This is a genomic window from Microbacterium sp. 2FI, from assembly GCF_005502885.1.
Taxonomy (GTDB): Bacteria; Actinomycetota; Actinomycetes; order Actinomycetales; family Microbacteriaceae; genus Microbacterium.
This window is the reverse complement of the sequence record NZ_SCMR01000001.1, coordinates 374,420-396,899: the sequence shown is the minus strand read 5'-3', so window position 1 is coordinate 396,899 and position 22,480 is coordinate 374,420. Positions and strand designations below refer to the sequence as shown.

25 protein-coding genes and 1 tRNA gene are annotated in these 22,480 nt (G+C 69.2%); 9 read left to right on the top strand and 17 right to left on the bottom strand.

Features of this window, described 5'->3' with window-relative positions:
• The first annotated feature begins 10 nt into the window (after positions 1–10).
• Positions 11–523, top strand: a complete 513-nt coding sequence (locus FFS15_RS01860; RefSeq protein ID WP_137843285.1) for a MarR family transcriptional regulator — start codon at positions 11–13, stop codon at positions 521–523.
• A 27-nt stretch (positions 524–550) separates the two neighbouring features.
• On the opposite strand, the gene FFS15_RS01855 is transcribed toward FFS15_RS01860, so the two are convergent.
• From FFS15_RS01855 to FFS15_RS01840, 4 genes are read right to left on the bottom strand one after another with little or no spacing between them, the layout of a single operon-like run.
• Complete coding sequence (locus FFS15_RS01855; protein WP_137843284.1) at positions 551–1,465, bottom strand: ABC transporter substrate-binding protein; 915 nt, start codon at positions 1,463–1,465, stop codon at positions 551–553.
• Entirely contained in the window at positions 1,462–2,136 is a 675-nt protein-coding gene (locus FFS15_RS01850; protein WP_137843283.1) for an ABC transporter permease subunit, read from the bottom strand. The genes FFS15_RS01855 and FFS15_RS01850 overlap by 4 nt, the downstream gene beginning before the upstream one ends.
• Positions 2,133–2,792, bottom strand: a complete 660-nt coding sequence (locus FFS15_RS01845) for an ABC transporter permease subunit (protein WP_137843282.1) — start codon at positions 2,790–2,792, stop codon at positions 2,133–2,135. Before FFS15_RS01845 ends, FFS15_RS01850 begins: the two co-directional genes overlap by 4 nt.
• Positions 2,789–3,595, bottom strand: coding sequence for an ABC transporter ATP-binding protein (locus FFS15_RS01840; protein WP_249353630.1), 807 nt, complete (start codon positions 3,593–3,595; stop codon positions 2,789–2,791). The genes FFS15_RS01845 and FFS15_RS01840 overlap by 4 nt, the downstream gene beginning before the upstream one ends.
• A 96-nt stretch (positions 3,596–3,691) precedes the next feature.
• On the opposite strand from FFS15_RS01840, the gene FFS15_RS01835 reads away from it, so the two are divergent.
• A complete protein-coding gene (locus tag FFS15_RS01835) occupies positions 3,692–4,123 on the top strand; it encodes a MarR family transcriptional regulator (RefSeq protein ID WP_171013048.1) in 432 nt (143 codons plus the stop codon).
• Complete coding sequence (locus FFS15_RS01830) at positions 4,120–5,103, top strand: zinc-binding dehydrogenase (RefSeq protein ID WP_137843279.1); 984 nt, start codon at positions 4,120–4,122, stop codon at positions 5,101–5,103. Before FFS15_RS01835 ends, FFS15_RS01830 begins: the two co-directional genes overlap by 4 nt.
• 21 nt (positions 5,104–5,124) lie before the next feature.
• Here FFS15_RS01830 and FFS15_RS01825 read toward each other — a convergent pair whose 3' ends face one another.
• Positions 5,125–5,835, bottom strand: a complete 711-nt coding sequence (locus FFS15_RS01825) for an SDR family oxidoreductase (protein ID WP_137843278.1) — start codon at positions 5,833–5,835, stop codon at positions 5,125–5,127.
• A gap of 171 nt (positions 5,836–6,006) precedes the next feature.
• Here FFS15_RS01825 and FFS15_RS01820 point away from each other — a divergent pair, with 171 nt between their 5' ends.
• The 6 genes from FFS15_RS01820 to FFS15_RS01795 all read left to right on the top strand — a co-directional run bounded on the left by FFS15_RS01820 (position 6,007) and on the right by FFS15_RS01795 (position 11,333).
• Positions 6,007–6,924 (top strand): LysR substrate-binding domain-containing protein, encoded by a 918-nt coding sequence (locus FFS15_RS01820; protein ID WP_137843277.1) that lies wholly within the window; start codon positions 6,007–6,009, stop codon positions 6,922–6,924.
• A gap of 116 nt (positions 6,925–7,040) precedes the next feature.
• Entirely contained in the window at positions 7,041–8,195 is a 1,155-nt protein-coding gene (locus FFS15_RS01815; RefSeq protein WP_137843276.1) for an enolase C-terminal domain-like protein, read from the top strand.
• 55 nt (positions 8,196–8,250) lie between these two features.
• Positions 8,251–8,709, top strand: coding sequence for a VOC family protein (locus FFS15_RS01810; protein WP_137843275.1), 459 nt, complete (start codon positions 8,251–8,253; stop codon positions 8,707–8,709).
• Between the two features lie 67 nt (positions 8,710–8,776).
• Entirely contained in the window at positions 8,777–9,730 is a 954-nt protein-coding gene (locus FFS15_RS01805) for a cyclase family protein (protein WP_171013047.1), read from the top strand.
• A 22-nt stretch (positions 9,731–9,752) separates the two neighbouring features.
• Positions 9,753–10,508 carry an SDR family NAD(P)-dependent oxidoreductase gene (locus FFS15_RS01800; protein WP_171013046.1) on the top strand — a complete coding sequence of 252 codons (756 nt, stop codon included), beginning with the start codon at positions 9,753–9,755 and terminating at the stop codon, positions 10,506–10,508.
• Between the two features lie 27 nt (positions 10,509–10,535).
• Entirely contained in the window at positions 10,536–11,333 is a 798-nt protein-coding gene (locus FFS15_RS01795; protein ID WP_137843272.1) for an alpha/beta hydrolase, read from the top strand.
• A 13-nt stretch (positions 11,334–11,346) separates the two neighbouring features.
• Here the strand turns inward: FFS15_RS01795 and FFS15_RS01790 are convergent, their stop codons facing one another.
• The 12 genes from FFS15_RS01790 to FFS15_RS01735 all read right to left on the bottom strand — a co-directional run bounded on the left by FFS15_RS01790 (position 11,347) and on the right by FFS15_RS01735 (position 22,245).
• Positions 11,347–12,471, bottom strand: a complete 1,125-nt coding sequence (locus tag FFS15_RS01790; protein ID WP_171013045.1) for a site-specific integrase — start codon at positions 12,469–12,471, stop codon at positions 11,347–11,349.
• 70 nt (positions 12,472–12,541) lie between these two features.
• The gene (locus FFS15_RS01785; protein WP_212743093.1) at positions 12,542–12,733 is read right to left on the bottom strand and encodes a helix-turn-helix domain-containing protein; all 192 of its coding nucleotides are present in this window, start codon (positions 12,731–12,733) and stop codon (positions 12,542–12,544) included.
• A 202-nt stretch (positions 12,734–12,935) separates the two neighbouring features.
• A tRNA-Thr gene (locus FFS15_RS01780) sits at positions 12,936–13,011 on the bottom strand.
• Positions 13,012–13,085: 74 nt separating this feature from the next.
• Positions 13,086–14,660: an alpha/beta hydrolase gene (locus tag FFS15_RS01775; RefSeq protein ID WP_137843269.1), complete on the bottom strand. Its 1,575-nt coding sequence runs from the start codon at positions 14,658–14,660 to the stop codon at positions 13,086–13,088.
• Positions 14,657–15,814, bottom strand: coding sequence for a DNA polymerase III subunit delta' (locus tag FFS15_RS01770; RefSeq protein WP_137843268.1), 1,158 nt, complete (start codon positions 15,812–15,814; stop codon positions 14,657–14,659). The genes FFS15_RS01775 and FFS15_RS01770 overlap by 4 nt, the downstream gene beginning before the upstream one ends.
• A gap of 73 nt (positions 15,815–15,887) precedes the next feature.
• Complete coding sequence (gene tmk, locus FFS15_RS01765; RefSeq protein WP_137843267.1) at positions 15,888–16,526, bottom strand: dTMP kinase; 639 nt, start codon at positions 16,524–16,526, stop codon at positions 15,888–15,890.
• The gene (topA, locus tag FFS15_RS01760; protein ID WP_137843266.1) at positions 16,523–19,261 is read right to left on the bottom strand and encodes a type I DNA topoisomerase; all 2,739 of its coding nucleotides are present in this window, start codon (positions 19,259–19,261) and stop codon (positions 16,523–16,525) included. Before topA ends, tmk begins: the two co-directional genes overlap by 4 nt.
• Before the next feature lie 96 nt (positions 19,262–19,357).
• Entirely contained in the window at positions 19,358–19,675 is a 318-nt protein-coding gene (locus tag FFS15_RS01755; protein ID WP_137843265.1) for an Rv3654c family TadE-like protein, read from the bottom strand.
• The gene (locus tag FFS15_RS01750; RefSeq protein WP_137843264.1) at positions 19,675–20,013 is read right to left on the bottom strand and encodes a TadE family type IV pilus minor pilin; all 339 of its coding nucleotides are present in this window, start codon (positions 20,011–20,013) and stop codon (positions 19,675–19,677) included. Before FFS15_RS01750 ends, FFS15_RS01755 begins: the two co-directional genes overlap by 1 nt.
• Positions 20,010–20,216: a DUF4244 domain-containing protein gene (locus FFS15_RS01745; protein WP_137843263.1), complete on the bottom strand. Its 207-nt coding sequence runs from the start codon at positions 20,214–20,216 to the stop codon at positions 20,010–20,012. Before FFS15_RS01745 ends, FFS15_RS01750 begins: the two co-directional genes overlap by 4 nt.
• A gap of 38 nt (positions 20,217–20,254) precedes the next feature.
• Positions 20,255–21,166, bottom strand: coding sequence for a type II secretion system F family protein (locus FFS15_RS01740; protein ID WP_137843262.1), 912 nt, complete (start codon positions 21,164–21,166; stop codon positions 20,255–20,257).
• Positions 21,151–22,245 (bottom strand): TadA family conjugal transfer-associated ATPase, encoded by a 1,095-nt coding sequence (locus FFS15_RS01735; protein ID WP_137843261.1) that lies wholly within the window; start codon positions 22,243–22,245, stop codon positions 21,151–21,153. The genes FFS15_RS01740 and FFS15_RS01735 overlap by 16 nt, the downstream gene beginning before the upstream one ends.
• Between the last annotated feature and the right edge of the window lie 235 nt (positions 22,246–22,480).

Sequence of the window (22,480 nt, the reverse complement as noted above, 5' to 3'; positions counted from 1 at the left end):
GTCTGGCGTCATGGAACCCCTTGGGCACGACGAACGCGTCGCCGTCGCACGGTTGCGCGCGCTCCTCGAGCTGCTGCCGACTGCGCTCGACCGACAGCTCAGCGGCACAGGAGTCACCTCGTTCGAGTACACGCTGCTCGAGGCCCTGCACGCCGCAGATCTCGGCAGGCTGCGCCTGACGGCGCTCGCCTCCCGCACCAATGCGACCCTCCCCCGGTTGTCGCGGGTGGTGACGGGCCTGGAGCGCAAGGGACTCGTCACCCGGGCCGCGTGCGAGGAGGACGGCCGTGCGACGAATGCCGTACTCACCCCGGCGGGCGCGGAGGCCTACCTGCAGGCCCGCCCGATCTACGAGGGTGCGGTGAAGGAGATGATCCTCGGCAACCTCGACGGCGAGTCGGTCGGCCAGCTGTCCACTATCTCGTACGCGGTCCTCACCGGGCTCGACCCCGAGCGCCGCCTGGCGGTGACGCTCGAGGGCGCTCCCGAGGAGTGCGCAGCGGACCCGATCCCGCACCGCTGACGAGCACGCCCGATGGGCGATCTGCGATCAGCGCAGATCGTCCGCGCGGCTCGCGAGCCACTCCTCGGCGATCGTCGCGGCGGGCGCCTGGGTCTGGACGCTCTCGGTGTTGAGCGCGACCAGGTCGGCTGCGCTCATGGCGGCACTGATCTTGTCGATGATGTCCGCCGCGGCCCCATCGAGCTTGTCGGAGGCCAGCGGGACGACGTGCGAGGCGAGCATGAACCCGTCGGGGTCTTCGAGCGCGACGAGGTCTTCGCCTGCCATCGAAGGACTGGCGGTGTAGATGACGGCGAGCTGCACCTGGTCGTCGAGCAGCGCCTTCACGGTGAGCGGTCCGCCGCCGTCTTCGATGGGGGTGAACGACACGTCGACGCCGTAGGTGGACTTGAGTCCGGCCGGACCGATGGGACGGTTCTCGCCTTCGGAGTTTCCGCCGAGGGTGATCGGAACCGGCACCGTCGCAAGGTCGGCGATCGTCGTCACGCCGTACTCTTCAGCGAACTCACGGGTCACGACGTAGCTGTCCTGGTCAGACGCGTCCGACTGGTCGAGCACACGCAGACCGTCGGGGACCGCCGCGGCGAGAGCGTCGTAGACCTCGTCGGCCGTCCCGGGGCTCGCCTCCGGCTCCCACACCAGCAGAAGGGGGCCGGTGTATTCGGGGAACAGGTCGATGCGGCCGGCCTCGATCTCAGGCAGGTACGCCTCGCGCTGCCCGATGCGGAAGTCGCGCTGCACGTCGTAGCCCGCGCCCTCCAATGCCTGAGCGTAGATCTCGGCGATGATCTCGTTCGAGTAGTAATCCTGGGAGCCGACGACGATCGTCTCGGACGCAGACGGTGCACCGGACTCGAGCGGGTCTCCGCCCGAGCATCCGGCCAGCAGCGCGAGGCTGCTGAGGGCTGCGATGGTTCCGAGCGTTCGGGTGGTGGTCTTCATTCCGGTGTCCCTTCGGTGGTGGTGAGGTGTCGATAGAGCCGGCCGATGCCGGCAGCCGCGGCGGTGACGAGGAGGGCGAGCGAGATGGTCAGCAGTGAGCCGGCGAGCATCTCGGGATAGTCACGGGACTTGAGGCCCGAGAAGATGTAGCGTCCGAGTCCGACGTCCGCGACGTACGCTGCGATCGTCGCTGTCGCGACGACCTGCAGCAGGGCGGACTGGAATCCGCCGCCGATCGTCGGCATCGCCAGCGGCGCCTCCACCCGGGTCAGGGTCTGCCAGCTCGTGTGACCGAGAGCTCGGGCGGCTTCCACGGCCGGGCGGGACGCGGAGCTGATCCCGGAGTAGGTGGCCGCGACGATCGACGGGATCGCGAGGATGACCAGGGCGATGATCGGTGCGCGAACACCGATGCCCAGCCACAGTGCGAACAGTGTGACGAGCCCCAGCGTCGGAAGCGCCCGGGAGCCGTTGACCAGTGTCGCGATCGTCGCCTCGCCCCGGCGGGTGTGGCCCATCCACGCACCGATCGGCAGCGCGATGGCTCCCGCGATCGCGATCACCGCAAGGGTCAGTCCCACGTGCTGTGCGAGTCGGGTCGGAATTCCGTCGGGACCCGACCAGTGGGCCGGGTCTGCCAGCCACGCGAGCGTCTCACCGAGAAGGTTCATGCTGCGACCCTCCTCGACGCGCGGGCGGCACGAGCCCAGGGCTGGCTCACACGGCCGACGAACCACAGCGAGCCGTCGACGACGGCGGCCAGGGCCAGGGTGAGAATGATGCCGGTGGCCACTTCAGCGGCGATACCGCGCTGGAATCCGTCGGTGAGGAGACTCCCCAGGCTCGGGATGCCGATGAGCGCTCCAATGGTGGCGAGGCCGATCGTGCTCATGGCGACGACCCTCGTCCCGGCGATGAGGACGGGCATCGCGAGCGGCAGTTCGACGTGCACGAACCGCGCGCCGGAGGTGTGTCCGGTCGCGTCGGCAGCCGCAAGGACCTCGCGCGGAACGGAGGCGAATGCGTCCGCCGCCGTCCGAGTGAGCAGCGCGACCCCATAGACGGTGAGCGCGATGATCATGGTCGCCGCCGATCGCAGCGGCAGTCCGAGCACAGCGGGGATCACGATGAGCAGCGGAAGCGACGGTATCGCGTAGAGGATTCCCGTCGTGGCAAGGATGCTGCCGCGGGCACGCCCCGACGCGTGGGCGAGCCGGCCGAGAGGGACGGCCACCATGACGCTCAGGGCGATCGCGGGAATCGTGATCACGAGATGGGCGATGAGCAGCCCGACGATCTGGGAGCTGTTCTCGGCAACCCAGTTCATCGCTCGAGCACCCCGACCGGCCGACCCGATCGGTCGACGACGACCTCCGCTCCACCGGCCGGGTGAACACGGAGCGACCGATCGCCGCTCGCGGTGCCGAGCATCTCGGCCACGAAGGAGTCGGCGGGGTTCGTGAGCACTTCCGTCGGCGCAGCATCCTGCGCGATGCGTCCTCCGGCATCCAGCACGATGATCCGATCCCCGAGTGCGAGCGCCTCATCGACATCGTGCGTGACGAACAGCGCCGTCATGCCGGTTTCTGCGTGGAGTCGGAGAACCTCCTGCTGCAGCGCACGCCGCGTGATCGGGTCCACGGCGCCGAACGGCTCGTCCATGAGCATGAGCCGCGGACCGGCCGCGAGCGCACGAGCGACACCGACCCGCTGCTGCTGACCGCCCGACAGCTGTGCGGGGTACCGAGGCGCGAGCTCGCGCCCCAGTCCGACGAGATCCATCGTCGCGAGCGCCGTCTCGCGAGCGGCTGCCCGGGAGACGCCGAAGAGCCGCGGGACCGTCGCGACGTTGTCGAGCACGGTCCGGTGGGGATAGAGTCCGCTCGCCTGCATGACGTAGCCGATCGACCTCCGCAGGCGTACGACGTTCTCATCGGCCACGTCGCTCCCGCCGACCAGCACGCGCCCCCCGACCGGCTCGACCATCCGATTCACACTGCGCAGCAGCGTCGTCTTCCCCGAACCCGACGGACCCAGCAGCACGGTGAACGAGCCTGCCTCGATCGTCAGCGACACGTCATTGAGCACATCGGTGTCGCCGTAGCGGACCCGCAGTCGCTCGAACTGCACGGAGGGTGCCGGATTCTGCTGCATACGGTGGTCAACTGAGTGTCGGAGAACTATATTCCCAGGAATATGCTGCCTAGGAGTACGGTTGCGGATGTCATGGACTTCTTCGATCACCTCGTCCGATTCGAGACCGACCTCTGGAATGCGGTCGAGCGACAGCTCGCCCGCAGCGGCCAGGTCGGCCTCGGCACACTGCAGGCGCTGCGCATCCTCGACCGCCACGACGGCGCAGGACGCGTGCACGAACTGAGCGAGGAGCTCTCGATCACGATCGGCGCCGCGAGCAAGGTCGTCGACCGGCTCGAGCGCGATGGTCTCGCGACCCGGCGCCCGCATCCCGAAGACCGCCGCTCCTCGCTGGTCGCCCTCACGTTCGTCGGCCAGCAGGCACGGCAGGACGGCGAGAAGGTCGCGCGAGCGTTCATCGGGCGCATCATCGAAGAACCGGCGGATGCCGCGCTCGTCGTCGACGCACTGCGCCGACTGCAGGATCGTCTCACCGACACGGTGGCGGAGGTGACGGCGTGAGTGACACCATGCGCGCGGTCGTCGTGAGCGAACCCGGGCCAGCCGAGGTCCTCCAGATCCGAGAGATTCCCGTGCCGGTTCCGGATCCGGGGGAAGTCCTGATCGCCGTGAAGGCGTTCGGCCTCAATCGCTCCGAACTGCACTTCCGGCGAGGAGCGGCCTACAGCGGCTCGTTCCCGCGCGTCCCGGGCATCGAGGCGACCGGTGTCGTCGCCGCCGCACCCGGTGGAGAGTTCGCCGTGGGCACCCAGGTCGTCACCATGATGGGCGGGATGGGTCGAGACTTCGACGGCGGCTACGCCGAGTACGTCGTCGTGCCGGCAGCCCAGGTCATCGCTTTCGCCAGCCCCCTCGCATGGGACCTGCTGGGGGCGGTCCCCGAGATGCTGCAGACCGCGTACGGCTCCCTCTTCGTCGGATTGCACGCGCAACCTGGGCAGACGCTCCTGATCCGCGGCGGCACATCGTCGATCGGCCTCGCACTCGCCGTTCTCGGCAAGCTCCACGGCCTCACCGTCCTGGCGACGACACGGCGCGAGAGCGCGCGCTCACAGCTCGAGTCCATCGGGGTCGACCACATCCTGATCGACGACGGTGACATCGCAGACTCGGTGCGCGAGCTGTTCCCCGACGGCGTCGACGGTGCGGTGGAGCTCGTCGGGGTGAACGTGATGAAGGACACCCTCCGAGCCGTTCGCACCGGCGGCACCGTGTGCTTCACCGGCATGCTGTCGGACCAGTGGACCATCCCCGAGTTCTATCCGATGGCATGGCTCCCCAACGGCGTCCGCCTCACCGCGTACTCGGGCGAAGCAGCCGACCTGCCTCCGGCAGAGCTCCAGGCCTACCTCGACGCCGTCGAAGATGGTCGCGCTCAGATCCCGGTCGGGCGCACCTACGACCTCGACGAGATCGTCCAGGCGCACCGCGACATGGAGGCCGGCGTCGTGGGGGGCAAAGCCGTCGTCGTGCTCGGCTGAGCACGGACCTCGGCTCCGTCGTCAGACCGGAATCGAGCCGACGGAGAGCCCGCCGCACACGTACAGGGTCTGACCCGTCACGAAGCCCGATCTCTCGTCGAGGAAGAACGCGGCCGCATGCGCGACGTCCTCGGGCTCGCCGAGGCGGCCGACGGGGACCGACGACACGATCGCCTGGGTGTATGGCGAGTCGGCGGGATTCGCGTTCAGAAAGAGCTCAGTCGCGATGGGCCCTGGGCCGATCGCGTTGACGGTGATCCGTGCGGGGCCGAGTTCGAGCGCCCAGACCCTGGTGAGCCCGATGAGGCCGGCCTTCGCTGCGGCGTAGGCCGTGCGCAGCTCCTTGCCCAAAGCTGCCCGCGACGTCATGTTCACGATCCGCCCGAAGCCGGCCTCGGTCATGCCGCCGACGACCGCTTGGGCGCACTGGACCGCCGCCCTGAGGTTGAGGGCATGGGACTGGTCGAGCTGGGTCAGCGTCTGCTCCTGCAGGCCGGCGGGGAACACCGCTCCGACGTTGTTGACGAGGCGCGTGATCGGTCCCTCGGCCAGGGCATCAGCCAGTGCGACGGCCGTGCTGTCGACATCGGCGAGGTCGGCGATGACCGAGCGACCCTGCTGAGAGCGCTGCCGGTCGATCACGATGACGTCCCAGCCCTGGGCAATCCCGTGCTCGACGATGGCGCGGCCGATCCCCGACGCGCCGCCCGTCACCAGTAGGCGGTCGACCATGGTTCCTGCCCCTCTCGCGGTCTGTCGGCAGACCAGCACCGCAGCCGCGGCATCGCGGCGCGCTCCCACTGTGACGCAGGTGACCGCGGGATCGGTCCTGAATCCGAGACGAATCTGGTGCAGACTGATCCCGATTGACGATCAATCCTGCTTCCATCGGAGGGATCTGGCATGGAGATCAAGGACTTCGAAGCGTTCGTCGCGGTTGCCGAGGAACTGCATTTCGGGCGCGCCGCCAGTCGTCTGCACATGTCGCAGCCACCCCTGAGCGCCCGGATCAAGCAGCTCGAGACCGACCTCGGCCTTCAGCTGTTCGAACGGAGCACACGCAGCGTCGTGCTCACCGATGCGGGAGCACGACTGCTCGTCCCCGCGCGACGGGTGCTCAGTCAGGTCTCGGCGGCCCGTAACCTTGCCGCGTCGATCGCCGCGGGCGACCAGGGGCGCGTGCGGATCGCCTTCGCGGGTGCCTCGAGCCAACGTGCGCTTCCGATCCTCACTCGCGCTGTTCGCGAATCCCACCCGGGGATCGAGCTCCAGCTCGAATCTCAGACCTACGTGTACAGCGCGCTGGAGCGCCTGCTCGACGGCTCCATCGACCTCGCATTCGCTCGCCTTCCCACCCCGAATCCAGAGCTCGAGTCGCGCGTCGTCGAAGTCGAGGAGATCCTCTGCGCCCTGCCCGAGGGCCATCCGCTCGCCGGCCAGTCCGAACTTTCGCTCGCGGAACTGCACGACGAAGACTTCGTCAGCCTGCCCGACGACCAGGGATCCATGCTGCAGTCGACGATGTTCGCGCTGTGCGTGACGGCCGGCTTCCGCCCGCGCATCGCGCAGGTCGCACCCGACTCCGCGACCGTTCTCGCACTGGTCGCGGCCGGGGCAGGAATCACGATCACCCTCAGCTCGGTGACACCGACACAATCCGTGGGGATCACCTACAAGCCACTGCGCGATATCCACCCGGACCACATGTTCGCCACGCTCACGTGGCGGCGCGATGACGCCTCTCCTGCACTCGCCGCCGTGCTCGAGGTCTCCAAGCGCGCGCTCCCCACGCCCGATCTTTCCGACTTCGCTATCAAATGAGAGTCGATTGGTATTTCCCTCGTCATCAATGACCGATTAGCGTCCGTAGAGGACGCCGACATCGCGGTCGTCCCCTCGACGAAGAGAGGCCCACCGAGGATGATCGAGCCACGCTGATGCATGTCGCACCCCAGGTCCTGCCCGACTCGAGCGCACTGTGCGCTGCCGGCCGCATCGTCGCCGTGCGCACAGTCCCCTACCGGATTCCCTACCGGAAGGCGCTGCGATTCGCGAGCGGATCGATCGAGGTGGCCGACAACGTCCTCGTCGAGATCGTCACGAGCGATGGCGTCGTCGGCATCGCCGAGGCTCCACCCCGCCCGTACACGTACGGCGAGACCCAGGCCTCGATCGTCGCGATCATCGACCAGTTGTTCGCCCCCGCGATCCTCGGGCTGTCGATACTCGACAGAGAGCAGGTCCGCGCGCGACTGGCCCGCACAGTCGGTAATCCGACCGCGAAAGCCGCCATCGACATGGCTCTGTGGGATGCCTGGGGCAAGAGCATCGGCACGTCGGTCCACAAGCTGCTCGGCGGGTTCGCCGACCGCCTTCAGGTCAGCCACATGCTCGGCTTCGACCACCCCGACGTCGTCGCCGCCGAGGCCGTGCACTTGCGCGAAGCGCTCGGGATCTCGAGCTTCAAGATCAAGGTCGGCCGCCGGCCTGTGCAGCTCGACGTCGCCGTGTGCCGCGCCGTCCGAGAGGCGCTCGGCGCGGACGCCGAGCTGTACATCGACGGCAACCGCGGGTGGACCGCGGCCGAGTCGGCCCGCGCAATACGGATGCTGGAAGACGTCGGCCTCAGTCGGGTCGAGGAGCTCTGCCCTGCCGATGACGTGCTGGGCAGGCGATGGCTCGTGTCGCAGAGCCCGGTCCCCTTCGTGGCGGACGAGAGCATTCCGACCCCGGCCGACCTCGTCCGTGAACTGCTCGCCGGAGCCGCGACCGCGGTGAGCATCAAGACCGCCCGGACGGGATTCTCCGACTCTCTGCGCGTCACCCACATCGCCGAGGCGTTCGGCGTCGAGGCGGTCATCGGCAACCAGATCGACGCGCACCTCGGCACGGTGTGCTCGCTCGTGTTCGGCGCCTCGCAAGAGCTCACCTCGCGCTCCGCGGCCGAACTCTCCAACTACCTCGACCTCGACGATGATCTGCTGAGCGAGCCGTTGGTGATCGAGGACGGCTACATGACTGTCCCGGACGGCCCGGGACTCGGCGTCAGTCTCGACCCCCAGAAGGTGGCCCGCTACCGTCTCACGCCCTGAGCGACCAGACTGCCGCTCCATCCACCACCGACCACCCACCAACCGAAGGAACATCATGGTCTACCTCCGCCTCCACCACGTGAACGTCACCTCGGACGACATGTCCGTGCTGACCGACTTCTACGGGAACGCGCTCGGCCTGAATATTCTGCCGTCGCCCGCGATGATCGCAACGTCGAAGAACGCCGACACCGGCGTCGACGGCAACAGCGAGTGGGACGACGCGGCGAAGTTCTACGACGCCGGCGACCCCGAGGAGCTCCAGATTCACGCCACCCAGCGTCAGCCTTACCTCGCCTGGCGTGAGGGGCACACGGTGAACCCCCTCATCCAGGGTCACTTCGCGTTCCGCACTGACGACATCGAGGCGATCAAGGCTCGTCTCACCGAGCACAACATCCCCTTCGACGACTGGGGGATCTGGTCGGTGGAGGGCTGGCACCAGATCTTCCTGACCGACCCCGCGGGCTACATGATCGAGATCCACCAGGTCATGACCGACGGCGAAGGCTGACGCCGCGCTGATGGAGCGACCGCGGGAACGGCGCGTCCGGGATGACAGCATCCCGGACTATGCCGCGTTGCAACGCAGACCCGGCCGCCTGCAGGGAACCGCGTGGGAACTCTGGGGAGCCGACGATCAGCTCGGAACCCTGAATCACCTCACCGCGGAGCGGGTCATGGATGCGCAGATGAGCATGCTGACTGGCGAAGTCGTTCCTCTCAACCTCTCGCTCACGGAGTTCGATCCGCCGATCATCGCGCACCGCGGGTCCATCGAGCACACCGTCTTCGGCCTGAACGAGTTCCATCGCGACGACCGCCTCGACAGCTTCTTCCCACAGGCGTCGACCCAGCTCGACGGGCTGCGCCACTTCGGGCATCCTGATCGGGGCTTCTACAACGGCGCCGACCCGGCCGAGCTCGTGGCGGGCAATCCTGCCCTCGGCATCCAAGCGGCGGCCGAGCGCGGCATCGCCGGACGCGGACTGCTGATCGATGTCGCCGCGTATCGCGACGAAATCGGTCGCCCGATCGACCACACCGTGAACGAACGAATCCCCGTCTCCGATCTCGAGGCGGCGCTCGAACATCAGGGCAGCAGCATCGATCCGGGCGACATCCTCATGATCCGCACGGGCTGGCTCCATCACTTCCGAACCCACCCGAGGGCGGACGGACCCCTCGTCTCCCCTGGCCTGCGGCAGTCCGAAGAGACGGCGGCATGGCTGTGGGATCACCAGGTCGCCGTGGCGGCGGCCGACAACATCGCACTCGAGGCGTGGCCGGCCACCGGCTCCGAGTTGTCGGTGACGGCGGAGACGAGCGGGGCGATGGCGCCCTCCAGCCACAGCGGGATGCTGCACCGCATCCTCATTCCGCTTCTCGGCATGACGATCGGCGAGCTCTGGCGACTCGACGAGCTTGCCGTCGCCTGCGCCGCTCGGCGACGCTACGACGTCTTCGTCACAGCCCAGCCCTTGAATCTGCCCGGTGGTGTCGGCAGCCCGGCCAATGCCATGGCAATCCTCTGACCCCGAGAACCAGGAGTTCCCCATGACCCAGCACAGCGAGCCGACGGCCGAGGCCGTCCTCATCACCGGCGGCGCGTCAGGCATCGGCCTCACCTGCGCTCAACAAGCGGCCGAACGGGGCGCTCGCGTCGCGATCGTCGACATCGACCCCGCAGCCGCCGACCGCGCAGTGAGCGAGCTCGTCGGCGAAGGACATCTCGCGTTCGGCGCAGACGTGACGGATGCCGCCGCCATGCGCCTCGCGGCGAACCGATTCGCAGACGGGGGCGGCATCACCGGCGTCGTCGCTGCGGCCGGAATCGTCAGCCGCGCGTCGCTTCTCGAGATCGACGCGAGCGAGTTCCGACGGGTGCTCGACATCAACGTCGTCGGCGTACAGAACACGATCTCGGCCGCCGGCCCCCACCTCATCCAGGCGGGGACACTCGGTTCGGTGGTCGTCTTGGGCAGTGCCGCGGCCTTCACCGGCGGCGGCCTGATGGGAAACGGCGCATACGCCACCTCGAAAGCGGCCCTGATCGGACTCGTCCGCGGATACGCCCGCGAGCTTGCACCTCATCGAGTTCGCGTGAACATGGTCGCACCCGGTGCCACCGAGACGCCAATGACCGCAGTGCTGTCCGACGATGACCGAGACCGCATCGCGGGGATGTCGCTGTTGGGCAGGCTCTCGAAGCCCGATGAGATCGCCTCGGCGATCGCGTTCCTCCTGACGCCCGAGGTCGGAACCATCACGGGGCAGGTCATCCATGTCAACGGCGGCGTGATTTTCGGCTGAATCGCCTGAGAACTGAAGGAGACAACAATGGTGTTGAAGAAGCTCGCAACCTCCGACGGCATTTCGATCGTCTATACCGACGATGGTGCGGGCCGACCGGTCGTGCTGCTGCACGGGATGCTGTGCCACAAGGGGCACTGGACGTTTCAGCGAAACGTGCTCCTCGCGGCAGGCTTCCGCGTGATCGCGATGGACCTGCGCGGCCACGGCGAATCCGACGCCCCCGAGTACGGGCAGCGGATCGCGCGCATGGGGCAGGACCTCGCGGAACTGCTGGAGGCGGAAGGCATCGACGACGCGACGCTCGTCGGCCACTCGATGGGAGCGTCGGTGTCATTTGCCTACCTGAGCCTTCACGGGTCGCACGCCGTCGCTCGGCTGGTGCTCATCGACCAGTCACCGCGGATCATGAACGACGCCACATGGCAGTGGGGGGTGCGTCATGTGTCGTGGGACAAGCTCGAGGCGCAGGTCGCCGGACAGGCGGCCTGGTCGGAGTTCGATCGCGAGCCGCCGGCTCCACCGCACGTGCAACGGATGCTCGAGCAAGAGGGCGGGATCGGCGACTTCTTCGCTAGTTCGCTGGGACTCCGGATCGACCACTTCACCGCAGACTGGCGCGACGTCGTGCCGACGATCGATGTCCCCACGTGGGTGGTCACTTCGGAACACTCGCCGTCGTTCCCACTCGAAGGCATGCAATGGGTGGCCGACAGCATCCCCGGCGCTCGCCTCACCGTCTACCCCCGCAGTGGCCACTGCCCGCACTGGAACGAGTACGAGGATTTCAACCGCGACCTCGTGACGTTCCTGCAGGAGATGTAGCGATCCGCCGCCCTCACGAGGGCGGTTCAGTGTCACGAGGCGGCGCGAGCCCATCCAGAATCCGCGCCGTCTCAGGGTTCGCCCGCTGCTTCCGCTCGATGTAATGCTCGCGTGTGACCGCGGTGCCGGCGTGCCCGAGCATCTCGGCGGCCACCTCGTCCGTGGCCTCCTCGCTGAGGAGCGTGGCCACGGTCTTGCGGAACGAGTGCGGCTTGATGCCGCGGCCATCGAGCCCTGCTTCCTCGAGCACCTGGCGGAAGGTGCGCCGAGCGTTGTAGGGCGTGATCGGCGTCCCGCGCTTGGTGAAGAAGAGCAGATGCTCGGGGTCGCGGTCCGCGATGAGCGCGAGGCGCCGACGAAGGACTTCGGCGGCGAACTGCGGGATGGCGACGATCCGGTCGGACGCATGCGTCTTCGGCCACGCCTGACGGGCGACACCTGCGCCCTTTCGCACGACGACAGTGCCGCGGATGTGCACGGTCGGCGGGTTCGCCGTCATGTCGAGATCGCATCTGCGGAGTGCGAGAGCCTCACCGATCCGTGCCGAACTGCCCAGCATCACCTCGATGATGTCGCGAAGCTGCCCGTCGGGCTTGGGACCTGGCCGGCTCTCCCCCGTGCGCCACTCGCGCGCCGCCGTGCGGATGCGTGCGAGCTCGTCGAGCGTCAGGGCTTTCGGGGCCGCGGGAGGCTTGTGCAGCGGGGAGGTCCCCGCGAGCGGATTGTGGCGTATCGCGCCGTGACGCATCGCGAACTTCAGTATCAGGTTCAGCAGCACCCGGGCGTGCTTGGCCTTCGAGTACGACACCCCCGCCTGCAGCTTGAGGAATCGCTCCAGCCGCGCCGTCGTGATCTCCCGCACCGTCAGGTTTCCCCAGGCCGGGAGCAGCAGCGTACGCAGCTGCGTCGCGTACAGGTCCTTCGTTGCGTCGGCGAGCCGCGAGTCGATCGCGATCTCCTCCAGCCACAGCGCCCCGAGATCGGAGAACTCCGTGTCGGCGGTGACGCACTCCCCCGTGTCGCCGATTCGATCGCGTTCGACGAGCTTCTCGCGTAGAGCGGCCTCGGCCCGCGCCCGCGTCGTTCCGGTCGCGGTGACACGACGTAACCGACCGTCCCAATCCCGTAACCGCGTCATGGCCTGGAAGGCTCCGGACGGCAGAGCGGTCGTCCGAATGGCCCCGAAGGTCCCGATGCCGGTGCGCGGCTTACCGGGCATCGCCGGCGCCCTTCGGCATCGGGTCGGCTCTCGTTTCGAGCCAGTCCCTGACGTCTGAGATCCGGTACCGGAGCTCCTTGCCGACGTGAATGCCGCGAGGCCCCTCGCCCTTGTGGCGGAGGTCGTAGATGACCTGCCGGGAGACGCTCAAGTGGTCAGCGAGCTCGCTCGTCGTGAGCATTCGTTCGAGGCCGTGCGAGGTGAAATCTGACATACCGATGAGGTGCGCCAGACCACGCCAGATGCGTCGAGATACCGCGACGAAAACGGGCGAACCGCTGGTGAAGTCCCGGTCAGAACGCCAAATGTGTCCTACAAGTGTCCAATCGGCCATTGTGTGATCCCTTCCGGAATCAGACAAAGCCGCGATGACCAGGTGATTGTGGAGCCACCTAAGGGAATCGAACCCTTGACCTATTCATTACGAGTGAATCGCTCTGCCGTCTGAGCTAAGGTGGCGTACTTCGCTTGCGCGATGCACGATCAACGATCTTACAGGGTCGCGGGGGCACCCGCGAACCGCGGGGTCGGCGCTATTCGCAGCGCAGACCGTCGTCGGGGACGACACCGTCGACGAGGTATGCCGAGACCGCGTCGTCGACGCACTCATTGCCCTTGTTGTAGCCGGTGTGCCCCTCACCCACGAGCGTGACGAGCACGCCCGACGACAGCTGGTCGGCAAGCGACACCGACCACTCATAGGGCGTCGCCGGGTCGTTCGTCGTGCCGACGACCACGATCGGCGCCGCGCCGTCGGCCGCGATCGCGCCGCGCGTGCCTGTGGGCGGCGTCGTCCACACCGAGCACGGGTCCGGGCCGATCCAGTACGGCGCGATCGTCGGCGCCTCGGCGAAGATGCGTGCCTCGGCCTCGGCCTCCTGCTCGGGAGTCGCATCATCGGGGTAGTCGACGCAGTTGTACGCGCGGAAGGCCTCGGTCGAGTTCGACGTGTAGACCCCCTCCTCGCGGTCGTAGTAGAAGTCGGCGAGCAGGAAGGCCACCTCGGGGTCTCCGGCGAGCACGTCGGTGAGCGCGATCGTGAGGTATTCCCAGCTCTCCTGTGAGTACAGCGCGGAGACGATCGCGGTCATGAGGGAATCGGCGCCCAGCATCCGTCCGTCAGCCGCTGGCAGCGGGTCGCGATCGACGCTCGCGAGCAGAGTCGCGAGATCCGCCATCGCCTGGTCGACCGTGCCGCGGAACGGGCAGTCGCTGCCGGCGACGCAGTCGGCCATGTAGGCGCGAAGCGCCGACTCGAACCCGATCGCCTGGATCGTACCGACGTCGATGCCGGGAATCGACGGGTCGACCGCGCCGTCGAGAACGAGGCGACCGACGCGCTCGGGGAAGAGCTCCGCGTAGGTGGCGCCGAGGAAGGTGCCGTAGGAGTAGCCCAGATAGTGCAGTTCGCTGTCACCGAGGACTGCGCGCAGGAGGTCCAGGTCGCGCGCGGAGTTCTCGGTCGTGATGTGCGGGAGGATGCCGCCGCTCTCGGCCTTGCACGCCTCGGCGAAGTCGGCCTGACGATCGAGGACCTCGTCTTCCCACGCGTCGGTCCCCCGCTCGTTCTCGGGGATGTCGAAGAGGAACGCGTCCATCTCGGCGTCGTCGTAGCAGCGAACCGCGGTCGACTCCCCTACTCCGCGCGGATCGAAGCCGATGACGTCGTACACGGCACGCACCGGGTCGCCGACCATGAAGGTGAGCGAATCGCGGACCCGCTGCAGGCCACTCGTTCCCGGGCCGCCGGGATTGGTCAGCAGCGATCCGATCGGCTCGCCCGCCTCGGCGCGACTGCGGATCACGGCGAGCTCGATGTCGCCCGCCCTCGGATTCGCCCAGTCGAGCGGCGCCGTCACGGTCGTGCACTCGAACGTGTCGTTACACGAGGACCAGTCGAGCGTCTGCGAGTAGAACGGCAGCAGGTCCGCCGCGACGCCCTCGGTGTCAGGCGTGGGGCTGGCCGTCGAGCGCGGGCTCTCCTCCGGGATGAGCCCGTAGAGGCAGCCGCTGAGGGCCAGTGATGCCGCGATCACACCGGCGACGATCGCGGCGACGCGCGGTGCGCGCCGCGCTGGGCCGACACGGCGGGGGGACGACTGCTTCACGGGGTCCTTCCGCTCGCGACAGTCACGAGCATGCTCTCGAGGGCGAGCGTGGGGGCGGCGTTGAGTTCGACGTTGGTGCGCGTCTCGCCGATGCGGTCGACGACGGTGAGGGTGCGCTCGATCGTCCAGGCCGCGGCGAGAGAGCGCAGATCGGACTCGAGCTCGCGATTGATGAGGTCTCCGTCGCGGCCGAACTGCAGCATGAGCACGTCACGGAACATCGACTCGAGATCGGTGAGCACGCGGTCGATGCCGTCACGGAGGCTCCGGGTGGCACGGCGCTTCTGGTCGTCTTCGAGGGCCGACAGCTGCGAGCGCACGGCGGGCGGCACGGGCGACCCCTCGGCGATGCCGAGGGTGCGGAGCAGACTCGACCGCTCGGTCTCATCGCGCTCCGCCGTGAGCGACTTCGCGTCATCGGTGGCGACCTGCACGATGCGGCCGGCGACCTCGACCGCGTCGCCCACGCCGCGGACGCCGAGCACCGCGCGCAGCGTCTCGTCGCGGCGGGCCCGCGCCGCGGCATCCGTCGCCAGACGCTGCGCCATGCCGATGTGACGCTGAGCGTGCCGCGCCGACTGCTCGGCCGTCGCGAGGTCGGCGCCCGTTCGCGCCGCGATCAGTCGGGCTACGTCGTCGATGTCGGGGTCGCGCAGGCGGAGGGTGCGCACGCGCGAGCGGATCGTCGGCAGCAGGTCGGCGTCGCTCGGCGCGCACAGCACCCACACCGTGCGCTCCGGCGGCTCCTCGAGGGCCTTCAGCAGGACGTTGGAGGTGCGCTCGGCCATACGATCGGCATCCTCCATCACGATGACGCGATAGCGGCCGAGCGAGGGGGCGAAGTACGACCGCTCGACGAGGGCACGCGCCTCCTTGATCGAGATGATGACGCCCTCGGTGCGCAGCGCCGCGAGATCGGGGTGGGTTCCGGCCAGCACCTGCCGCATCGCGTTCTCGTCACCGGGCTCGGCGATCAGCGCCGCGGCGAACGCGTACGCGAGGGTCGAGCGGCCGGAGCCGGGAGGACCGGTGATGAGCCACGCGTGGGTCATCGACGCGGGATCGGATGCCGCATCCTGAAGCGCTGCGACCGCGGCGTCCTGTCCCCACACGTCGGTCCAGGGCAGAACCGCGACGTCGGTGGCGGCATCCATGCCGAACAGCCTAATCGGCGCGCCGACACCGCCCGGCCGCGGCCGCCCGGCACCGGCGACGCAGACGACGGGATCAGCCGAGGATGGACGCGACGCGAGAGCGGATGTCGGCGGCGAGCGCGTCGGCCGACCGCGCCGCGTCGAGCACGAGGAAGCGGTCGGGCTCGGCCGCCGCGAGCGCGAGGAACTCGGCCCGCACGCGCTCGTGGAACGACTCCCGCTCCGCCTCGAGCCGGTCGAAGGGCTTGTCGTCGGCGTCGAGGCGCGCCCGCGCTGCGGCCGGATCGAGATCGAGCAGCACCGTGAGATCGGGAAGCAGGCCCCCGGTCGCCCACAGCGACAGATCGCGCACCTCGTCACGCCCGAGCACCCGGCCCGCGCCCTGGTAGGCCACCGACGAGTCGAGGTACCGATCCTGGATCACGACCTCGCCGCGGGCGAGTGCAGGGCGCACGAGGGATTCCACGTGATGGGCCCGATCCGCGGCGTACAGCAGCGCCTCGGCACGCGGGGCGACTTCGCCGCGGTGGTGCAGCACGATGTCACGGACGAGCACGCCGACCTCGGTGCCGCCGGGCTCGCGCGTGCGCACGACAATGTGTCCGGCATCCGCCAGCCACGCCTCCAGGAGCGCGGCCTGCGTCGTCTTTCCGGCTCCGTCGCCCCCTTCGAGCGTGACGAAGAGTCCGGGGTGGCCGTGCGCCTCGGTCACTTCTTCGCCGGGGCCTTCTTCGTCGTCGTGGTGCGGCGCGTCGTCGTCCGCTTGACCGGACCCTTCGCGCGCTTGTCGGCGATCAGCTGCACGGCGCGCTCGAAGGTGACCTCCATCGCGTCCTCGCCGCGCGGGATCGTGGCGTTCGTCTCACCGTCGGTGACGTACGGGCCGAACCGGCCGTCCTTCAGCTTGATCGGCTTGCCGCTGACGGGGTCCGCCTCGAACTCCTTGAGGGCGCTCGAGGCACCCCGTGCGCCGTACTTCGGCTGCGCGTAGACGGCGAGCGCCTCGTCCAGCGTGATGTCGAACAGCTGCTGCTCGCTGGCGAGCGTGCGCGAGTCGGTGCCCTTCTTCAGATACGGGCCATAGCGCCCGTTCTGAGCGGTGATGACGTCGCCCGACTCGGGATCGGCGCCGACCGTGCGGGGCAGGTCGAGAAGACGCAGCGCCGTCTCGAGGTCGATCGTGTCGACCGACATCGACTTGAACAGCGACGCGGTGCGGGGCTTGGGCGCCGCCGGCGCCTTCTTCGCGCCGCGCTTGGGCTTCTCGGCGGGGACGGCCGGATCCGGCGCCGCCGCGATGACCTCGCCTGTCGCCTCGCCGACGACCTCGTCGGCAGGCGGATCCGCCTCTTGCACGTAGGGTCCGAAGCGGCCGTCCTTCACGAGCACCAGCTTGCCGGTGGCGGGGTTCTCGCCCAGCACGCGGTCACCGGCGACCGGCGCGTCGATGAGCTCCTGCGCCTTCGCCGGGGTGAGCTCGTCGGGCGCGAGCTCCTCAGGGATGTTGACGCGACGCGGTTCGCCCTCGGGGTTCGCGGCGTCGGCGATCTCGAGGTACGGACCGTATTTTCCGAAACGAAGCGTCGCCACGTCGCCGATCGGGGTCGAGTTGAGCGCGCGGGCATCGATCTCGCCGAGATTGTCGACGATGTTGCGCAGGCCCACGTGCTCGTCCGAGCCGAAGTAGAAGTCCTTCAGCCAGTCCACACGCTTCTGCTCGCCGCGAGCGATCGCATCGAGGTCGTCCTCGAGGGCCGCGGTGAAGTCGTAGTCGACGAGGTCGGCGAAGTGCTGCTCGAGCAGACGGATGACGCTGAACGCGAGCCAGCTCGGAATCAGCGCCTGACCGCGCTTGGTGACGTAGCCGCGGTTGATGATGACGTCGATGATGCTCGCGAAGGTCGATGGGCGGCCGATGCCCTTCTCCTCCAGCGCCTTGACGAGACTCGCCTCGGTGTAGCGCGGCTTCGGCGAGGTCGCGTGGCCCTTGGGCTCGACGTCCTTCAGCTTCAGCACGTCGCCCACGGCGAGGTTCGGCAGCGACTGGTCGTCGGCCTTGTCGGCATCCCCGCGCTTCTCATCGCGACCCTCTTCGTACGCGTCGAGGAAGCCCTTGAACGTGTACACGGTGCCCGATGCGGTGAACTCGACGCGTCGGCCGGCGGCGTCCACGGTGAGCGTCACCGTCGTCGTCTCGTACTTCGCGTCGGACATCTGGCTCGCCATCGTGCGCTTCCAGATGAGGTCGTACAGGCGCTGCTCGTCGCGGTCGAGCTCGCCCGACACTTCGGAGGGCGTCCGGAACGTCTCACCCGATGGACGGATCGCCTCGTGCGCCTCTTGCGCGTTCTTGGCGTTGTTGCGGTACGTGCGCGGGTTCGGCGGCACGGCCTTGTCGCCGTACATCGCCACCGCCTGCGCACGGGCCGCCTCGATCGCCTGCTTCGACAGCGCGGTCGAGTCGGTGCGCATATAGGTGATGAAGCCCTTCTCGTAGAGACGCTGCGCGACGCCCATGGCGTGCTTGGCGCTCATGGAGAGCTTGCGGCCGGCCTCCTGCTGCAGGGTCGAGGTGGTGAAGGGCGGCTTCGGGGAGCGTGTTCCGGGCTTGGCTTCGAGATTCGAGACGGATGCGGAGCCTGCGGCCTCGATCGCGGCGGCGAGTTCGCGGGCCTGGGCCTCGTCGAGGACGAGCACGGCCTTCTTGAGCTCACCGCGGTCGTCGAAGTCGGTGCCGCGGGCGAGCCCCGCACCGTCGACGCGCGCGAGTCGTGCGGCGAACGACTCGTCAGGGGCGTGCGCCTCACGTGCCGGCACCGCCATCGTCTCGATGTCCCAGTACGACGCCGACACGAATGCCATGCGCTCACGCTCGCGATCGACGACCATGCGGGTCGCCGCGGACTGCACGCGGCCCGCCGACGTGCCCTGCTGCACCTTGTACCAGAGCACGGGGCTGACATCCCACCCATAGAGGCGGTCGAGGATGCGCCGGGTCTCCTGGGCGTCGACGAGCGCGAGGTCGAGCTCGCGCGTGTTGCCGACGGCCGCCTGGATCGCGTCCTTCGTGATCTCGTGGAACACCATGCGGCGCACCGGCACCTTGGGCTTGAGCGCCTCGAGCAGGTGCCACGCGATGGCCTCACCCTCGCGGTCTTCATCGGTGGCGAGGAGGAGTTCGTCGGCGCCCTTGAGCGCGCGCTTGAGCTCGGTGACGGTCTTGCGGCCGCGGTCGCTCTCGACGTAATACGGGTCGAAGCCGTTGTCGATGTCGATCGAGTACTTGCCGTACGCCTGCTTCTTGTCGGCAGGAATGTCCTTCTTGTCCGCCAGGTCGCGGATGTGCCCGACCGAGCTGAGCACCTCGTAGCCGTCACCGAGGTACCCCTGGATCGACCGCATCTTCGTCGGAGACTCGACGATGACGAGCTTCTTGCCTTCTGCCAACGGGGGCGTCCTTTCGTCGACGCAAACCATACACGCCGTTTCCGCATGTCCGGGCGGTCGTCGTGCGGGGACGGATGCGGCAGCCCTAGCCGCTGATCACGGCGGAGGCCCCGCACGAGCCCGCGCCGTCGCCTCGACACCGCCGAAGGAGGTGGTGACCGAGACCGTCGCGATGAGGCCCTCGAGACGGCACTCCGCCAGCACTGCGTCATGCGCGTGCGCCACCTCGTCGGCGCGTTCGCACGGTATGCCGTGGGCAGCACCCGATGCCGTGTCTGCGGCCGCCAGGGCCGCCGCATCGGCGGCGGCGGCCAGGCGCTGCCCGACGACGGCGGCGGTGCCCACCGTGGCCAGACCCACGACAAGGGCCGCGGCGCAGCCGACCACCGCGGCCGACAGTGTGGCGCCCGCCATCAGAGGCCGCCCGCGAGGGCGCAGCCGGTCGCTGTGAGCATCAGCCCCACGGCGAACGGCGCCGCCGATCGCGCCGTCACGCACACCAGGTCGTCGCGGCGATCGACGGCGACCTGCGCGCCCGGCAACGCAGCGGTCACTGCGGAGTGGACGCGCTCGTCATCCTCACCGCGTGCCGCCAGACGAGCGGCGTCGGACGCGGCATCCTGCAGTCGCACCTGTCGAGCGCTCGCGGTGAGGACCCCGGCACCCAGCACCAGCACGAGCACGACGGCGGGCAGAGCCACGGCGAACTCGGCGACGACAGCGCCGCGGTCGTCGCCGAGCCGCCGGATCATGCGACGGTGAGCGCGCGACGGACGAGGTCGGTGAGGATGCCGCGTACCTCATCGCTGCGCATGATCACGACGAGGAGCCCGGCGAAGGCGACGGCAGCCATCGTCGCGATCGCGTATTCGGCGGTCGCCGCGCCGTCGTCGTCGGGGCCGCACCGAGCGTACAGGCGCTCGGCGCGGCGGCGGTTGAGGCGGGGGATGTTCATCTCTTCTCCTATCGATCGGATGGTTCACGGGCACGGACTCACAGCGAGAGGGATGCGCTCGACAGCACGCTCAGCAGCATCGGGGCGACGCCCAGCAGCAGGAACGCCGGAAGGGTGCACGCGCCGAGCGGCAGCAGCAGACGGGACGACAGCCGCGCCGCGCGCAGGCGACCGTCGACGCGTGCCCGGTGCCGCTCGAACGCGGCGGAGGCGCGGAGCAGCTCGACCGCGGGCACCCCGGCCGTCGAGGACAGGGCGAGAACCGTCGCCGCAGCATCCCCATCGGCTTTCGCAGCCGCGGCCGATCCCTCACCGGCGTGGGCGACGAGCGCCGTCGCGCGCTCGATCGAGACGCCGCCGCTGAGGGCGATCGCCAGAAGCTCGGCGCGGTGACCGGGGATGCCGCCGTCGGGGCGCGCGCGGCGCACGAGCACGGCCGTCCAACGGTTGGCGGCGGCGATGAGCAGCCCGCCGCCGACGAGACACGCGATCCCTGCCGGGCTCCCCAGCAGCACGGCGAACGTATCGAAGCCGAGCACCGCCCCGAGCCCGACGGCGACGAGCGGGAGCCACGCCATGAGCCGCGCGGTGCCGGCGGGCTCGGCAAGGGCGACCCGCACTTCGTCGGCCGCCTCCTGCGCATCGAGGAGCGCCGTGGCGAGGCCCCGCAGGCTCTCGGCGAGCGGGGCGCCGACAGTGGTGGCGAGCCGCCACGCGGACGCGACCTCGGGCCACCCGCCGCGTCCGCTCGCATCGGCATCGGCGATGGCGTCGGCGAGGCCGCTTCCCCGTCCCACCGCGCCGACGATCTTCGCAGCGGCGGCGTCGCCGGTCGCAGCCAGATGCGACCACGCGCGGGCGGGCGCGATGCCCGCCTGCAGCAGCACCGCGAGCCGGAGCACGGTGTCGGCGGCGGGCGCGGCATCCGTCTTCTTCATTCGCGCGGCCATCGCGCCTCTTCGATCGCGAGGCGCCCGGTTCCATCGAGCGCGGGTGCGCCGAGCCCCGCGACGCGGCGAACGCCGTCCGCTCCGCGTTCGAGATGCACCACGAGCTCGATCGCGCCAACGACCTGCCGCGCGAGCGAGCGGTCGTCGAGCCCCGCCAGCGCGCCGAGTGCCTCGAGGCGAGCCGGCACGTCGCGCAGACTGTTCGCGTGGAGCGTGCCGGCACCGCCGTCGTGCCCGGTGTTCAGCGCCGTCAGCAGCTCGCGCACCTCTTCGCCGCGGCACTCGCCCACCACGAGCCGATCCGGACGCATGCGCAGCGCCTCGCGCACGAGTCGCCCGAGGCCGATCCCGCCCGCGCCTTCCAGGTTGGGCTGCCGCGCCTCGAGCCGAACGTGGTGCGGGTGGTCGATGCGGAGTTCCGCGACATCCTCGATCGTGACGATCCGCTCGCTCGGTGGGGCGAGACCGAGCAGGCTCGCCAGCAGTGTCGTCTTCCCCGACCCCGCGGCGCCGGTGATGAGCAGATTCGTCCGCCTCGCGACCGCCGCCTCGAGCCGAGCGCAGTCGTCGGGGCCGGCAAGGCCGCGCGCCGCGAGGTCGGAGAGCCGGGGCCTGTCCCACCGCGGGATGCGGATCGAGATCGCCGTGCCTTCAGGCGCGATGGGGGCGAGCACGGCGTGCACGCGGAGTCCGTCCTCGAGCCGCACGTCCACACACGGCGAGGCATCGTCGATGTGCCGCCCGCCGAGGCCGACGAGGGCGACCGCGAGCTCACGCACATCGCTCGTCGAGGCACGCCACTCGGGAGCTGCCACGGGTCCGCGCCCGCGATCGACGAAGAGGCCCGCATCGCCGTTGACGAAGACGTCGGTCACGTCGGGGTCGTCGAGGTAGACGGCGAGAGGGGCGAGGACCGGATGCCGCACCCTCGCCCGAGCCTGTGCCGAGGTCGGAGCCGAAGCCGTGACCTCGGCCACGGTCGGCGCCCACCGCTCAGGTGCAGCTGCAGTAGTCCCCGCGCCCCGGGCGACCGCCACCGCCGGAGCGGTGCGGGGGCGGGCGACGAACGGCTCGGGCATGGCACGACGCTAAGACCGCACGCGGGCCGTGATCGTGCTGTCGGCGTGCCGGTGGAGGAACTTCACCACGGGCGCGGCTGGGGAGGAACCAGCGCGAGATCGCCGCGAAATGAAAAAGGGGCGGCATCCCATGGGGGGAATGGGATGCCGCCACGCGCGACATCCTTTTCGGGGGGTGATTCGGATGCCGCAATGCCAGAATCGAAGTTCGGCCGCTGAAGATCATATGCGAAGG